The sequence below is a fragment of the Psychrobacter submarinus genome, assembly GCF_904846685.1.
Classification (GTDB): Bacteria; Pseudomonadota; Gammaproteobacteria; order Pseudomonadales; family Moraxellaceae; genus Psychrobacter; species Psychrobacter submarinus.
The window spans coordinates 172366-188778 of the sequence record NZ_CAJHBQ010000001.1; the positions used below are offsets into that span (position 1 = coordinate 172366).

Here is a 16413-nt window from a genome sequence, read left to right on the forward strand (position 1 = left end):
ACCTCTTTATTGATTCTATAAATGGTTTATGACGTTTTTGTATTTCTATAAGATTGCTTTATCATCATTGCTGCAAGCTGTCTAAGTGAGGCTAATCTACAGGTATTTCAACTGAGTTTTAAGGGGAAAGTCTTAACTACAGTATTAATAATTTTAATCATTACCAAACTTGCAATATTACGCGCTAAAAAAACGCCTATCTCAACTTATGAAATAGACGCTCATTCAAAAAACGACTGCTGATTAATTGTAAGTTGGTTACTGGTTAAGCATCACTTATATAATAGCGTTACAGCAGCTTAACTTGCTTCGGCAATCATATAATCCACTGCGTTTTCGACTTCTTCGTCAGGGATAGAAGCACCACCTTTAGCAGGCATAGCATTAAAGCCGTTGATGGCATGATCATATAAAGTCGCTTCACCTTTGGCGATACGCGGTCCCCAAGCACCAGCATCACCTAACATAGGCGAGCCTAATAGGCCAGATGCGTGACAAGTCTGGCATACGGCATTGTAGACCGTTGCACCATCACGAGGGCCGTCACCTGCTGCAGGGGTAGCAGCGCGAGTCGTAACGTTACAAGTCTCGCCTTCATAGCAGATGTTGCCGACAGGCTGAATACGAGCAATGAGATTTGGGTATAACGCGATTAGCTTTTGTACTTGCGGTGTATCTTCAGGGATTGGCTCTTCTTCAACAGCAGGGGTCGCTGCCGCTTGCGCCGTTTCGTCAGCCGCCGTGTCGTCCTCAGCCATTGCCGCATCACCCTCAGCTACTTCTTCGGTGGTATCAGCTGCTGCTTGGGTGTCATCACCCAATACTTGCGGTGCGTTTTCTACCACTTCCTGCGCTTCTTCTACATCAGAGACGCTTACAGGCGTATCCACTATTTCTTCAGCTTGGCTCACAGCGATACTAGCGATTCCTAGAATGGCAGCTGCCGATAACATCACTACTTTTCTCATTCGTCACGTTCTCTTATTACGTAGACAAGTGGCGGCGTTGAATAGCTGACGCCTTACCCTTATGACAGCATAACTTTGATAATTCTCGAGTTCGCTGTTGGGCAGCAGGCATGATTATTCTATATGCAGGCGCACTTGTCATCGGTGATTATTTATCAGTATGAATTCTCCCTAACATTATAAGGGAAAAGGCGGGTAAATTGCCATGCCTGTTTACTGACTATGCTGTTTTTTCGCAAAAAAGCATAAAGCGCCGCATCAATCGTTGGCTTTGCTGCTTTTATTTGTTAGACTAAGCGGTCTTTATTTTTAGACAAGCGCTCGTAGCTCAGTTGGATAGAGTATCGGTTTCCGAAGCCGAGGGTCGTGGGTTCGATTCCCGCCGAGCGCACCAATCATCGTATTTCGCCCTTCCTAAGATTGCGCTTTTGGCTTAACGGCTGACGCTTTTCTTTTGAGTGAATCCCTCAGTACTATTAAAACTCCTCAGTACTATCAATAAGCCTCTAATACGTATCACTATTAAGCATTCCGCTTATAGTTCAGTGCAGTCTCTAGCTCTAGTATCACTTAAACCAAGATTCTATCGCTGTAAAATAGCAGCAAACATAAGACAACTGCGCTTATTATTTAAGCATAACGTCTAAGTATAACGTCGTTGCAAGTCGCATCAGATGCGCTCAAGACTGCACGATTTATAGGCATAAAAAAAGCCCTCTTAAAGGCTTTTAGTCTTATTATCAATCATACAAAATATATCGGTTTACTGTTGCTGTGTTCATATGTTTTTTACTCAAGGCATTGCTTGTCTTGTTACTTCGTTATTTTTAATAAACGATTCTGATGACAAGAGTGGCCGCTAGTAGAGCAATCAAACTAAACACTGCAAGCGAATACGAGAAAAAGCGAATATTACTCATAAAGAACTCTCTTTATATATAGCAAAGGCGCCCTGTCACTCTAATATATTTTATTTAATCTTCATTGTATAGAAATATTAAAATATAACTAGGGCGTGTTGAACATTCGCAAATAGGCACTGCTGATCGCTAAAATTTTTCCAGACAAGGCATAAAGCGACGATAATGCAGATGCCTTAGCGAGATTTATAACGCAGTATGGGGCAATTTTAGCATCAGACCCAACGATAAAAGCAGGGGACAGGACTCTTTTTTGCCGCTTCATCGTTAAAAATAAGCGCTTAGAATGACTAAACTTATTATTTTTAACATCGAATCGCCTAAAAAATAGTCGCTGTCAGTGCCATGGTCGAATGTGCAACACGCCCTAATAATTAGTTAGTAAAACAAGTAAATTATAGAGCTTATAAAAAGAGCTAGGTTGAGTTATCGCTAAAACTGGATTTGCTCTACTCTGCGTCTGCTAAATGAGCCGTCAACACATCGCGACTAGGCACGCGGTGATAATTCATAATCGGCACTTCACCTAATCTGCGCGCACCGGCAGCAAGACTCTTGTCAATAGTAATCATCGCGACTTTTTTACCTTGACGGCTGATGAGTAGATGCTTGGCTTTGCGGCTGACTTGATACTCAGGAAAAATCCTTTTGACTAAGGCTGCAGTCTTTTGCAGTGGGTCGTTCTTGGGTAGCTCATTAGTACTGGCGCCATTCGCCGCTTTGGCACCACGCGCCTTGGCCAGTAGCCATAGTCCAACGACTACACTTATGAGTATGACAAGCCACCATATTCCGTCTATCATAAAGGGAGACATCCATCGTTATTGAATTGAGTTTAGACGAGTAAACGTTAGAGAATGAGGGTTCAGTTATGGTAGCAGAATTATCAGCGGAGTTAATAGGACAAGTTGAACAAGCGGCGCAATTATTGCAGTCCGCCAAGCGCGTTTGTATTTTGACTGGTGCGGGTATCTCAGCTGAAAGCGGTATCCCAACCTTTCGCGATAAGCAAACCGGCTTATGGGAGAAGTTTCGCGCCGAAGATCTAGCCAGTCCTGTCGCATTTGCGCGCGATCCTAAGCTGGTCTGGTCTTGGTATCAGTGGCGTCGGCAGTTGGTGCATGATAAAGCGCCCAACCCCGCGCATCAAGCCTTAGCGCAGTGGCAAGCCGCAAGCTCATCATTAGGTCAGCATATTACCTTAATCACCCAAAACGTTGATGACTTACATGAGCAAGCAGGCAGCGACGCTATTCATTTGCATGGTCATCTGTGGAAAAATCGCTGTAGCCAGTGCGATAGCGTTTATGAGGATAATGCCAAAGACAAGCCGCTTGATTTTGATGAGCAGCTCATCACTTGCCCTCACTGCGGCAGTTATATTCGCCCTGATATCGTCTGGTTTGGTGAGGCGCTACCGGTTGCTGCTTGGCAAATGGCTGAAGAGGCGGCAGCGAATTGCGATGTCTTTATGAGTATCGGTACCTCAAGCCTCGTCTATCCAGCTGCAGGTCTTGCGCAATTGGCGAAGCAAAACGGTGCCAAGATCATCGAGGTCAATCCCAACCCTACGCCAAGCACGGTAGTCGACATCACACTAGCAGCTAAAGCAGGCGCAGTAATGCCAGTATTGATTAATCAACTAACAGACAAAACAGATAAGTAGCGTATCAAGACACAAGCTAAGTATGATTTGCTATAAGCGTTGTTAACTACTCACAGCAGCATCTACTTTATCTAGATACGCTTGCTTTAGCTCCTCGCTGATAAATGCCGATTTAAAGGAGTTTTTGACTAAAGTTATCATGTCGTCTGCCGACAAGTCGATATGCTCATAAAGATTAATAAAGTTTTGATTAATATAGCCTTTAAAATAAGCCGGATCGTCAGAGTTGACACTGACATTTAGGCCATAATCGAGCAGCTCCTTGATATTGTGCTGCGGATAATCGTCAAATACCTTAAGCTCAATATTAGAATTCGGGCAGACAGTAAGCGGTATTTGCTCTTGTTTTAGACGCTGCATCAGCTCTGGGCTATTGATCGATTGTACGCCGTGATCGATTCGCTCAATCGCTAGTAAGTCTAGAGCCTCATTGATGTAGCTAAAGTCCGCTTCCTCACCAGCATGAGCGACAAGCTTGAAGCCTTCTGCTTTGGCGCGTTTGAATACCGCTTCAAACTTGGCCGGCGGGTTACCTATCTCAGCTGAGTCGAGACCGACACCGATGATATCGTCTTTGTACGCTAAGGCTTGCTCGAAGGTCTCAAAGGCTTCTTGTTCAGACAAATGCCGCAAAAAGCACATGATAATAGCGGAGGTAATACCGTACTGCTCCTTGGCATCGCTAAGCGCTCTTTTGATACCACCGATGACCGTTGCAAACTCAATACCTCTTTCGGTATGGGTTTGCGGATCGAAAAATATCTCAGTATGAACGATATTATTGTCCACGCACTGCAGCATATAAGCCCAAGTCAGATCATAAAAATCCTCTTCCGTAATTAACACCTTAGCCCCAGCATAATAAATATCTAAAAAGCTCTGCAAATCGCTAAAGTTATAAGCGGCGCGTACCTCATCTACAGTCTCATAAGGAATAGTCACGTCATTCTTCTTCGCTAGCCTAAACATCAACTCTGGCTCAAGCGAACCTTCGATATGTAAATGCAGCTCCGCTTTTGGTAGTTTTTTTATCAGCTCAATCATTGTTTTACCTTTACTCTGCGCTCTTTTATACGTTCTAATATTGATGCCTTACTTCAAAAAAACTACTCCATCGGATAGCTCATTACCAGCAGGGTCATGCTCGAGATGGTAGTATTGGCGCAGCAGCTGCCCAATCTCATCAAGCAAATCGGCTAGACTCTCCTCGACTTTTTTACTAGCGATACCGGCGACCGCCTTATCACACATCGCTCGCCACACAGTTGGGCTAACATGAGCACTGATACCGCGATCAGCAATGATATCTAAGCTTTGCTCACAGATGTTGACATAGACTAAGACTCCAGTGTTCTCTTCGGTATCCCAAACGCGGTAGTCGCTGAAGAGGTCTACAGCACGCGCACGCGCATCCATATGATAAGCGGACTGTATCGGTAAGGCATTTTCTATAATCAAGAATACCTCACCGCGATGACCGATCTCAGCTTCAGTTACTTTCGCCGTCAGACGTGCACGAGCTTCAGGCGTCAACCACCTACTATGTAGCACGGGTACAAATGCGACCTGACGCCATAAGCGAGCGAAACTTGCCTGCGACGAGTTATCTTGGACCATGCTTGTTTATCCTCAAATATACTATTGCTCTATGAATAAATACTGACTCAATTAGGAATTAGGCGCGGCCAGATGAATAGCGCGCAGGCTACCAAGAGCCGCCAGCGCCGCCGCCACCGAAGCCGCCACCGCCACCGCCGAAGCCGCCACCACCGAAACCACCGCCGCCGAAGCCGCCGCTACCACCGCCAAGACCGGGTAAGAATATCATACCGCCGCCGCCGCCGCGTCCACCACGGCCACCGCCGCCTGAGCCGCGAGAGATTAAGAATAGCCATATAAATATAGCCATAATGATGGTCATAAAGACACCGCCGCCTAAAGCCAAAGAACCGGCAAAAAACCCGCCTGCGGTCAGAATAGAGCCGAGCACACGGCCAAATATATTAGTAATAAAGCTACCGAATATCATCGCCATAAGGAATAAAAAAATAGGCGATGGCACCTCATCTGAACCTTGCTCAGCGCGGCGCGCTTCTGCTTGCGCATCGGCGCGGGCCAAGATCTCTGGATCGGCAGTTAGGCGCTGTTCGATTTTATCTAAGCCCGCTAGTAGTCCAGCGCCATAATCGTTTTGCTTAAAGTAAGGGGTGATATCTTCACGAATGATACGGTTGAGAGCAGCATCTGGTAGCACGCCTTCTAACCCATAACCCGACTGAATATAGATATCACGATCGTTCACCGCCACTAGTATCAAAAGTCCATCATCGGTATCAGCCTCGCCCAATTGCCATTTTTCAGCGGTTTGCAAAGAGTAGTCAAAGATAGGTACGCCGCCAGTCGTTGGTACAATAACAATAGCCGCTTGCGCAAGCCCCTTACGATAGATGCCTTGCAACTGTGCCTCTAGACGCTGTTTTTGTTGGGGGTTCAGGATATTAGCTTGATCGACGACTGGACTGTTGAGAATAAGCTTATCTGCATCAACGCCGGTAGCAGTAGAGCGTACAGGCGGCTGATTGTTCGCTTGATTTGGATTAGCGGCATTGCTATTAGCATTAGGGTTGATAGCATCGTTACCTAATATAGCGTCGTTGATCGCCTCATTACCGAGCACCGCATCATTGATCGCTTCATTGGACTCACCCGCTTTTGCAATAGCGACTAAGTCTTCAACGCTGCGTTGATTCTGCACATCCCCGTCAGCGCTAGCCACAGCGACCTCATTCTGCGCGGCAGACAGCGCAGAAGTGCTCGCAGTGCTAAGGGCCAATAATACGGCGGTTACGATTGCTCTAGAGTTACTCATCTGATCTATCTTACCTAATGTTTTTTTCAAATAATGACCTGCTAAAAACTATTCACCAAAATCAACTTCAGGCGCGGTAGAGATAGCGTCTTCATTAGCTACCGTAAAGTTCGGCTTAGTCTCCATGCCGAACACTTTAGCCGTAATATTGGTCGGGAACTGGCGCACGGTCGTATTATAGCCTTGCACTTCTTGGATATAACGATTACGCGCAACCGCGATACGATTCTCCGTACCTTCTAACTGCGCTTGTAGGTCTTGGAATAGTGCATCAGACTTTAAATCCGGATAGCGCTCGGACACTGCCATAAGACGTGATAGTGCGCCAGTCATCTGCGACTGGGCTTCTGCATAACGCTCCATTGCTTCTGGGTCATTAAGCAGCTCTGGCGTCACGGTGATTCCGCCCGCTTGTGAGCGCGCCTGCGCCACTTGTGTGAAGACCTCCTGCTCTTGCTCAGCATACTGCTTGACCACATTGACCAAGTTTGGCACCAGATCGTCACGGCGCTGATATTGGTTGACCACCTCTGACCAAGAAGCAGTAACTTGCTCATCTTGTGATTGCAGATTGTTATAACCACAACCGCTTAGACTCACCGCTGAGGTCGCTAATACCGCTGACAATAATAAGGGTTTAATAAAAGATAAGGGCTTAGTAATAGATTGTCGTGCCATTGATATATCTCCAAATAATAATCTCATAATGAGTCAAACTTATAGACCGCTACATATAGCGTTTCTTAAGACGGCATGTAGGCAGCCTAAGTCTATGCTGCTAATGATGGCAACATCATAGCGGTTTTACAATTGACCGTTACCAAAACACAACCGCAAACTAGTAGCTGCCTACCTTGCAAGAAATCAAAATCTTTATTCGACAACCTTCATATCATTCTAATCCTAGAACTAAACTTAAATTGCCTTTTAATTTATATAATCAAAAAAGAGGTTATGAGGTGAGAAATATCTAGTAATTTACCAAAAAATATGGCAAATTGCTGTTACGCAGCCGTACGGTTAGCATACATTTAGTAGTAGATTTAATACTAGATAGAGATAGTCTGTTACAAAGTCTGATTTTGACATATAGTGATTACGCTAACTGTCAGTACTAATAAACTGATTATCGACTTAGCATAATGTTTTAAAAAACTAACCTATGATATTTTTTAAGTCATTATGACATAAAGATATTACTATCGTGTAGTGACTAAGACGGCCAATGGAATTGCACCGTAGCTCATGGTTTGTTGGAACGTTACAAAAAAGTATTCATGGAATGAAGCGATGAGCCGCGCGGGTAAACACAAAAAACTCATACTCAGTAGGACGTTCAATAGAAGCCCAAGATAGCTTGTATCACGCTGCGGCTTCTATCATTATCGATACGCTACTGAGGACGTTTGAGGAATATAGATATGGAAAGTTTAGTTGGTTTAGCAAATGACATTATTTGGAGCCCAGCGCTGGTATATTTATGCCTAGGCGCCGGGCTTTTTTATTCTATAATGACGCGCTTTGTGCAAGTGCGTTTATTCGGCGAGATGTTAAGACTATTATTTAAGGGTAAACCTGATAATGATGGTATTTCATCGTTTCAGGCACTAGCCGTATCACTGGCAGGCCGCGTCGGTATGGGTAACATCGCCGGGGTCGCAGCCGCTATCGGTTTCGGTGGCCCAGGTGCGGTATTCTGGATGTGGGTTGTCGCCTTCTTGGGCGCATCAACGGCTTATGTCGAGTCTACTTTAGGTCAGATTTATAAAGAGCGTGACGTCGTCACTGGCGAGTATCGCGGTGGTCCCGCTTACTACTTTGAGCGCGCACTTGGCCAAAAATGGTACGGTATTTTATTCGCCATTGCGTCGATCGTCGCTTGTGGGGTGTTCCTACCGGGCGTACAGGCAAACGGCGTTATTAATGCTGTCGCACAGGTCGCAGGCGAAGGTTCAGCGATGAACTTTATGGGCATAGACACAGGCTCTACTCGTCTAATCGCTTTAGCTATCATTCTAGTGGTTCTAGGCTTTATCATCTTTGGTGGTATCAAGCGTATTGCAACCTTTACTGAATACGCAGTTCCTTTTATGGCTTTAGGATATATCATCCTAGCGCTACTTATTATGTTCACTAACTTTAGCATGATCCCGCAAGTATTCGGTATGATCATCGGTGATGCCTTTACCGCACAAGCTGGTTTTGGTGCTGCTATCGGTTGGGGCGTGAAGCGCGGTATTTACTCGAACGAAGCCGGTCAGGGTACAGGCCCACACGCAGCATCAGCTGCAGCGGTTGACCATCCAGCGCAGCAGGGCTTGGTACAGGCATTCTCAGTATATGTCGACACCTTGCTCGTTTGTTCTGCTACTGCCTTTATGATCTTATCTACCGGTATGTACAACATTCAAGGTGAGTTGGCTGATGGTCAGTTCATCGTACAAAACGTCGCAGCTGACGTTGAGATAAGCTCGCCATCATTTACTCAGATGGCAATGGAGTCAGTCTACGGTACTTTCGGTGATACCTTCATTGCTGTTGCGGTATTCTTCTTCGCCTTTACTACTATTCTGGCTTACTACTACATCGCTGAGGTTAATATCTCTTTCCTCACCCGCTCTATGGGTAAAGGCGCTAGTAAAACCGGTCAATTCGTGGTCAAGCTAGTTATCATGTTCATGGTTGCTTACGGCGCGCTTAACAGCTCTGGTTTCATCTGGGGACTTGGCGATGTCGGCGTTGGTCTGATGGCTTGGCTCAACATCGTTGGTATTATCATTATCTTCTTTGTGGCGCGTCCTGCTATCGATATCCTGCGTGATTACGAGGCTCAGCTCAAAGCAGGTGGTGGTACGACTGCTAATAGATTCGTCTTTGATCCTAAGAAGTTCGGTATCAAAAACGCAACTTATTGGGAAGATCGTCATGCCGCTGAAGTGGCATTAAAGAACCAAGAAGCAGGTCTGCGTAAAGATCCTAGAGTTTAGACTCTAATCAAAGGCCGCTTCAAGAAAGAATAAACGTCCTATTTATAGAAACTCGCAGCTTAGGTTGCGAGTTTTTTTATGGCTACTTTTTATTTTTTTTGATTAACACACAAAAAAAGCTCAGCCTTTGAGGCTGAGCTTTTTCAAATAGCTTCTTTAAATGACTTCTTTAAATACAGTTACACTATAAAAATTTGCTTAAGGTCTGCTAGAGACTATTCAGGCATAAGTACTGTATCGATAGTATGGACCACACCATTAGTCGCCATGATATCAGTTCCAGTGATATTTGCTGTGTTACCCGTCGCATCAGTGATAATGTTAGCGTCGCTGATAGAGATTGTCTCGCCATTAGCAGTCTCGATATCCGTACCATACGGGATTTCAGTAGCAGTAACTACCATAGGGACAACGTGATAAGGAAGTACTTCGTTTAATAACTCAGTATTCGCTAATAGCTCTTCTTTGGTAACGCCTAACGCATCTAGTACTGGTACAAAAGCATCATCAGTAGGTGCAAATACCGTATACTCCCCTGCGTCCATCAGCATAGTATCTAAGCCTGCTGACTGTAAGGCGGCGGTGAGAATGGTTAAGTTCTCGTTATCTGCTGCGATTTCCGCAATAGACTGAGTCGCCATGGTGTCCATCATGGGATCTTCAGTGATCATTGGATCGGTTTCAGCAGCAGGATCAACCATCACCTCTGTTTCAGTGACTTCAGTCGTAGTCACTTCTGGCTCTACTGGATCGGCAACCGTTTCTGTGTCGTTACAGGCTGCTAGCGTCAAGGCAGAAGTAGCGACCGCTAGAGATAGTAGTGTCTTCTTTAACATAATAGTATCCTTTCTAATTAGTATATAAGTGGTGCTATGAATAACGTTCATGACTAAACATAACTAATTGCACAATACTTGCTGTCTTAATTAACGATAGCAATTCAAGTTTGAGAGTAACACATCAAATCGCCAGTACTATGTATAGGTAATGATATGAAGTTTAGGCTTATTGTGGGCGCAGTACTTTATCTATAGTATGTACCACGCCATTATTAGCTTGTATATTAGTAGCCATAATATTTGCTTTTCGACCTAATAGGTCCTGAATGACATTATCATTGTCAAAAGTAATCTCTTTACCATTTAGCATCTCTTGTTGACCTGACATTATCTCAGAAGCAAAGACGCGATCATCAATGACATGATAAGTAAGCACTTCTGTTAGGAGCGTTTTGTTAGTTAACAACTGCTCTTTAGTAACTCCTAGCTCAACTAATAGATCTGCAAAAGCTGCATTAGTAGGAGCAAGAACGGTAAGATTAGCATCTTCATCAGACAAAGTATCTGCTAAACCTGCCGCTACGACTGCCTCTACTAGTATACTCAAATTACCTGTCTGCATTGCTAGCTCGACAATAGAGTCAGTCGAAGGAATAAGCACCTCATCGATAGCATGGACGACACCATTAGTTGCTAGAATATCAGTCTGAATAAGGTCAGAGTCCATATTACCGCTAGCGTCACTAATAGAGTTATCATCATTGACAATAATGGCTTGTCCATTTAGAGTCTCAATGCTGTCGCCAAAAGGAATATCACTAGCCGTAACCTTAGCCTCTGCTACTACATGATATGCTAGAATCTCTTTAAGAAGATCGTCGTTCTCAAGGAGTTCCTCAGCTGAAATGTCTAGGTCAGTCAACAGATTAGTAAACGCATCATCTGTTGGTGCAAAAACAGTAAATTCGGTATCCATAGACATCAAATCATCATCAAGATCAGCCGCCTTCAAAGCAGCAGTCAAAATAGTGAAGTTATCATTATCTGCTGCAATCTCAGTAATATTTTGGGTAGGAACTTGTACGACAGCCGAAAAATCATCATCATCGTCATTACAAGCTGCTAATGGCAGCACAGTCATGGCGAGAGCTAAAGATAAAAAAGTCCTTTTTAACATGATAGTATCCTTATAAGTTAAAACTGATTCATTCGATAAAACTAACTATGATCAAAATAAGTACTTAAGAATAATACCAACATCAAATGTATTCGACATTGGTATCGTCAATTATTACGCTAAACACACATTATCAAGCTTATTGCAATGAGTTATTCTGGCAGTAGCACTTTATCGATGACATGTACTACACCATTCGTTGCTGCGATATCAGTCTTAATAATAGTCGCCATACGACCGTTTTCATCCATTAGCATTTTTTGCGGGGTAACGACTAGCGTATCTTTACTGGCGGTCGTAACATTGCCTGGCATAACGTTTTTGGCATACATAGGCATATCACTGCTGACCACATGGTAAGCTAATATCTTTTTTAGTAATGGCTTATTGGCAAATAGCTGAGCTTTAGTCATACCAGTCTCTGCTAGTGCTTGCGCAAAAGCGGCATTGGTTGGAGCAAATACCGTATAGTTAGCATTAGGGTCAGATAACATACCTGCTAGCCCGGCTGCTTGCACCGCTTCTACAAGTATCGAGAAGTTAGCGTCGCTCTGAGCCACTTGTACAACATTCATTTTTGCCATATTTTGCGTAGTTACAGGCGCTTTCATGGGAGCAGTTTTGGCTGGCATAATGTTATTACAGGCCGAAAGACCTGCCATAGATACTGCTAATGCACCGATAGTTACTAGTTTAGTCATTTTCATAATTATATCCTTTAATTGTGAAGTATCTCCTAATAGCTAGGAGTTGGCTTGCTTTTATAAAAGGTGCACTATCATAAAATGTTCTAAAATCAAACCAAAGATCTAATAGTTGCTGATTTATAAGAAAACCTTATGTAAGAACAATCCTTCTGAAATTAAATTAACATATAGAATTTCTGTATAAATCTGTTGTTACGCTACTTTTTGTAATGCCAGTGTAATTTTTGCTCAATTTTTAGGCAGATGCTGAAGTATTCATTTCATTATGAAATTTTGTCGACATAACCATTAATATTGAGAAACAATATCAAGAGTCGAAATAATATCTATTCAAAACCGTTTTATTTAGCACTCGCTTATCTAGCGAATACCTTGAGAGACAGTTGAACGAAACAGGCACCTATATCTTTTTATTGACTCCTTAGACAATTAAAGTCATAGAAACTGCGCTTAAGTGATCCATGAGTGGTTTACTTTTCATGTTAATATGCCTACATTTACTTTTATTAGACCGCTACTCTTTTCTTTTAGACTTCATGATATAAGTGCTTCTCCTATGACTTCAAAAACCACGACTAATGATTTTGTGCTAACACCGCCTAAAGTATTCCCCTATAAAGACCAACAGCTCACGGCTCGCGCGCGTATCGAAGCTGAGATGACCAAGCGTATCTTGATGCTTGATGGTGCGATGGGCACGCAGATTCAGACTTACAAATTGGAAGAAGATGATTATCGCGGTGAGCGTTTTGCCGATATCGAGCAAGATGTGCGCGGTAATAACGATCTGCTCGTGCTGAGTCAGCCGCAGATGATTACCGATATCCATCATGACCACCTAGCCGCTGGCGCTGATATTATTGAGACCAATAGCTTTAATGGTACGCGGCTATCGATGGCCGACTACGATATGGAATATCTGGTGCCAGAGCTGAACAAGACCGCAGCGCAGATAGCACGTAAGGCTGCCGATACCTTCACCGCAAAGAACCCTGATAAACCGCGCTTTGTCGCCGGCGTCATCGGCCCCACTTCACGCACTTGTTCGCTATCGCCTGACGTTAACGACCCTGCTTACCGTAACGTGACCTTTGATCAGCTCGTCGATAATTATCGTGAGGCGACACTGGCGCTGATTGAAGGCGGCGTCGATATTATCTTGATTGAGACGGTATTTGATACGCTCAATGCCAAAGCGGCAATCTTTGCCATTACGGGCGTCTTTGATGATATTGGCTTTGAGCTGCCTATTATGATTTCGGGTACGATTACTGATGCCTCAGGTCGTACACTATCTGGTCAAACGGCGGAGGCGTTCTATAACTCAGTACGTCATGCCAAGCCATTATCCGTTGGCTTTAACTGTGCACTCGGTGCCGATGCACTGCGTCCGCACATTCAAACACTCTCAAACATTGCTAACACATATGTCTCAGCCCATCCAAACGCCGGCTTGCCAAACGAGTTCGGTGAATATGATGAAACCGCCGAAGAAACTACGGCGCTATTGGAAGGCTTTGCCAAAGCGGGCATCTTAAACATCGTTGGTGGCTGCTGTGGTACCACCCCTGAGCATATCCGCTTAATCGCAGAGATGGTGGCTAACTACCCGCCGCGCGCTATCCCAGAGATTGCCCCTGCCTGCCGTCTGTCTGGGCTAGAGCCATTTACCATCAATGCTGACAGCTTGTTTGTCAATGTCGGTGAGCGTACCAACGTCACAGGCTCAAAGAAGTTCCTGCGTTTGATTAAAACCGAAGCTTATACCGAAGCGTTAGATGTCGCGCGTGATCAGGTCGAGGGCGGCGCGCAAATCGTCGATATCAACATGGACGAGGGCATGCTCGACTCTAAGCAAGCGATGATTCATTTTGTCAACCTAGTTTCGGGTGAGCCGGATATTAGCCGTGTGCCGTTGATGCTTGACTCGTCAAAATGGGATATTATCGAAGAAGGCCTCAAGCGCGCGCAAGGCAAATGCGTGGTCAACTCCATCTCTTTAAAGGAAGGCTACGATGAGTTCGTGCGTCATGCCAAGCTGTGTATGCGCTACGGCGCGGCGATCATCGTCATGGCCTTTGATGAGGACGGTCAGGCCGATAGTCTTGAGCGCAAAATTGAAATCTGTCAGCGCAGCTATGATGTACTCGTTGATGATATCGGCTTCCCGTCTGAGGATATCATCTTTGACCCCAATATCTTTGCGGTCGCAACCGGTATCACCGAGCACAATAACTACGGCGCCGACTTTATTGACGCGACCAGATGGATCACAGAGAATCTGCCTAATGCTATGGTGTCAGGCGGCGTCTCTAACGTCTCGTTTAGCTTCCGTGGTAACCCGATTCGTGAAGCCATCAACTCGGTCTTTCTCTACCACGCCATTCAAAACGGTCTAACCATGGGTATCGTCAACCCCTCAATGTTAGAGATATACGACGATATCCCCAAGGAAGCTCGCGATGCGATTGAGGACGTCATGCTCAATCGCAATCAAGGTGAGAGTGGCCAAGATGCGACTGAACGCCTAATGAGCGTCGCTGAAAACTTCCAAAACGACGGTAAGAAAAAAGACAGCACTGTCGATATGAGCTGGCGCGAAGGCACAGTAGAAGAGCGTATCGCTCATGCGCTAGTCAAAGGCATCACCACCTTTATCGAAGCCGATACCAAAGAAGCATGGGAGAAATACCCCAAACCACTCGACGTTATCGAAGGACCACTCATGGACGGTATGAATATCGTCGGTGATCTATTCGGTGCGGGTAAAATGTTTTTGCCGCAAGTGGTCAAATCGGCGCGCGTGATGAAGCAGTCTGTCGCTTGGCTCAACCCGTATATCGAAGCAGAAAAAGTCGAGGGCGAAGTCAAAGGTAAAATCTTGATGGCGACGGTCAAGGGCGACGTCCATGATATCGGTAAAAACATCGTCGGCGTGGTCCTCGGCTGTAATGGCTACGACATCCTTGATCTGGGCGTGATGGTGCCGTGCGAGACCATTCTCGATACCGCTATCAAAGAGAAAGTCGATATCATCGGCCTATCGGGCCTGATTACCCCGAGTCTCGATGAGATGGTCTATGTCGCCAAGCAAATGCAAGAGCGCGGCATGACCCTACCCTTGATGATCGGCGGCGCAACCACGTCGAAAGCGCATACGGCCGTCAAGGTCGAACCGCAGTATCAAAACGATGCGGTCATCTATGTCTCTGATGCCTCGCGCTCAGTCGGCGTGGTGACTAAGCTGCTCTCCAAAGACAACCGTCAAAGTCTCATCGATGAGACCCGCGAAGAGTATATCAAAGTCCGCGAGCGTCTCGCGAAGCGTCAACCCAAAGCGGCGAAGCTGACTTATGCTGAATCAGTTGAGGGTGGTTTTCAATACGATTGGGACAACTATACCCCGCCTGTGCCGAATACACTTGGTCAGGTCATATTGGACGACTACCCTATCGATAAGCTGCTCCCTTATATCGACTGGACGCCGTTCTTTATCTCTTGGGGTCTGGCAGGTAAGTATCCAAAAATCTTGCAAGATGAGGTCGTTGGAGAAGCGGCGCGTGATCTGTTCGATAATGCGCAAAACCTGATGCAAAAAATGATTGATGAAAAGTTAATCACCGCTAAAGGGGTGTTTAAAATTGTTCCAGCCAAACGCACTGGCGCAGATACCGTCACCGTCTATGATAACGCGCTGGAAGACGGCGGACAGCCAACCCATACCTTTGAGCACTTGCGCCAACAGTCGGACAAAGCCAGCGGTAAGCCAAACTTTAGCTTGGCCGACTTTATCTCGCCGTTACAGGACTCTAACGATTATATCGGCGGCTTTACGGTGTCGATCGTTGGCACCGAAGACCTCGCTGAGCAGTACAAAGCGGCAGGCGACGATTATAACGCGATCATGGTACAAGCACTATCTGACCGCCTAGCTGAAGCCTTTGCCGAGCACTTGCACGAGTTAATCCGTAAAGAGTATTGGGGCTATCAGGCTGATGAGACTCTAACCAACGATGAGTTGATCAAAGAAAAATACGTCGGTATCCGCCCAGCGCCGGGCTATCCGGCTTGCCCTGAGCATACGGAAAAAGGCAAATTGTTTGATTGGCTGGGTACAGTGGACGCTATCGGCACGACGCTAACTGAAAGCTATGCAATGTGGCCAGCGTCTTCGGTCAGTGGCTTTTATTACTCACATCCAGACAGCGAGTACTTTAACGTCGGTAAAATCGGCCGAGATCAGTTAGAGGATTATGCCAAGCGGAAAGACTGGGATATAAAGACGGCTGAGAAGTGGTTAAATCCGAATTTGGCTTAGGTTAAATATTTTTAAATGGACA

General features: G+C 45.3%; 12 protein-coding genes and 1 tRNA gene. 4 read left to right on the forward strand and 9 right to left on the reverse strand.

The features are described 5' to 3' along the window. Window positions 1-299 precede the first annotated feature (299 nt). On the reverse strand, window positions 300-968 hold the full coding sequence (locus JMY03_RS00900; RefSeq protein WP_025644469.1) for a c-type cytochrome: 669 nt from the start codon (window positions 966-968) through the stop codon (window positions 300-302). 317 nt (window positions 969-1285) lie between these two features. Between JMY03_RS00900 and JMY03_RS00905 the strand changes: the two genes are divergently transcribed. Beyond that, window positions 1286-1362, forward strand: a tRNA-Arg gene (locus JMY03_RS00905). A 975-nt stretch (window positions 1363-2337) separates the two neighbouring features. Here the strand turns inward: JMY03_RS00905 and JMY03_RS00910 are convergent. Next, entirely contained in the window at window positions 2338-2691 is a 354-nt protein-coding gene (locus JMY03_RS00910; RefSeq protein WP_201600128.1) for a hypothetical protein, read from the reverse strand. 68 nt (window positions 2692-2759) lie between these two features. On the opposite strand from JMY03_RS00910, the gene JMY03_RS00915 reads away from it, so the two are divergent. Continuing rightward, complete coding sequence (locus JMY03_RS00915; RefSeq protein ID WP_201558893.1) at window positions 2760-3554, forward strand: SIR2 family NAD-dependent protein deacylase; 795 nt, start codon at window positions 2760-2762, stop codon at window positions 3552-3554. Window positions 3555-3596: 42 nt separating this feature from the next. Here the strand turns inward: JMY03_RS00915 and JMY03_RS00920 are convergent, their stop codons facing one another. The 4 genes from JMY03_RS00920 to JMY03_RS00935 form a co-directional block, all read right to left on the reverse strand. Continuing rightward, window positions 3597-4598, reverse strand: a complete 1002-nt coding sequence (locus tag JMY03_RS00920; RefSeq protein ID WP_201600130.1) for an adenosine deaminase — start codon at window positions 4596-4598, stop codon at window positions 3597-3599. A 48-nt stretch (window positions 4599-4646) separates the two neighbouring features. Then, window positions 4647-5171: a TPM domain-containing protein gene (locus JMY03_RS00925; RefSeq protein ID WP_025644474.1), complete on the reverse strand. Its 525-nt coding sequence runs from the start codon at window positions 5169-5171 to the stop codon at window positions 4647-4649. Window positions 5172-5259: 88 nt separating this feature from the next. Beyond that, window positions 5260-6423, reverse strand: coding sequence for a TPM domain-containing protein (locus JMY03_RS00930; protein ID WP_201600132.1), 1164 nt, complete (start codon window positions 6421-6423; stop codon window positions 5260-5262). A gap of 48 nt (window positions 6424-6471) precedes the next feature. Continuing rightward, window positions 6472-7101: a LemA family protein gene (locus JMY03_RS00935; RefSeq protein WP_201600134.1), complete on the reverse strand. Its 630-nt coding sequence runs from the start codon at window positions 7099-7101 to the stop codon at window positions 6472-6474. 743 nt (window positions 7102-7844) lie between these two features. Here JMY03_RS00935 and JMY03_RS00940 point away from each other — a divergent pair. Next, window positions 7845-9410 carry an alanine/glycine:cation symporter family protein gene (locus JMY03_RS00940; RefSeq protein WP_201558883.1) on the forward strand — a complete coding sequence of 522 codons (1566 nt, stop codon included), beginning with the start codon at window positions 7845-7847 and terminating at the stop codon, window positions 9408-9410. Window positions 9411-9625: 215 nt separating this feature from the next. On the opposite strand, the gene JMY03_RS00945 is transcribed toward JMY03_RS00940, so the two are convergent. The 3 genes from JMY03_RS00945 to JMY03_RS00955 all read right to left on the reverse strand — a co-directional run bounded on the left by JMY03_RS00945 (window position 9626) and on the right by JMY03_RS00955 (window position 12073). Further along, on the reverse strand, window positions 9626-10246 hold the full coding sequence (locus tag JMY03_RS00945; RefSeq protein WP_201600136.1) for a fasciclin domain-containing protein: 621 nt from the start codon (window positions 10244-10246) through the stop codon (window positions 9626-9628). Between the two features lie 169 nt (window positions 10247-10415). After that, a complete protein-coding gene (locus JMY03_RS00950) occupies window positions 10416-11366 on the reverse strand; it encodes a fasciclin domain-containing protein (RefSeq protein WP_201600138.1) in 951 nt (316 codons plus the stop codon). Window positions 11367-11518: 152 nt separating this feature from the next. Beyond that, complete coding sequence (locus JMY03_RS00955; RefSeq protein WP_201600142.1) at window positions 11519-12073, reverse strand: fasciclin domain-containing protein; 555 nt, start codon at window positions 12071-12073, stop codon at window positions 11519-11521. A gap of 556 nt (window positions 12074-12629) precedes the next feature. Between JMY03_RS00955 and metH the strand changes: the two genes are divergently transcribed. Then, window positions 12630-16391: a methionine synthase gene (metH, locus tag JMY03_RS00960; protein ID WP_201600150.1), complete on the forward strand. Its 3762-nt coding sequence runs from the start codon at window positions 12630-12632 to the stop codon at window positions 16389-16391. Window positions 16392-16413 lie beyond the last annotated feature (22 nt).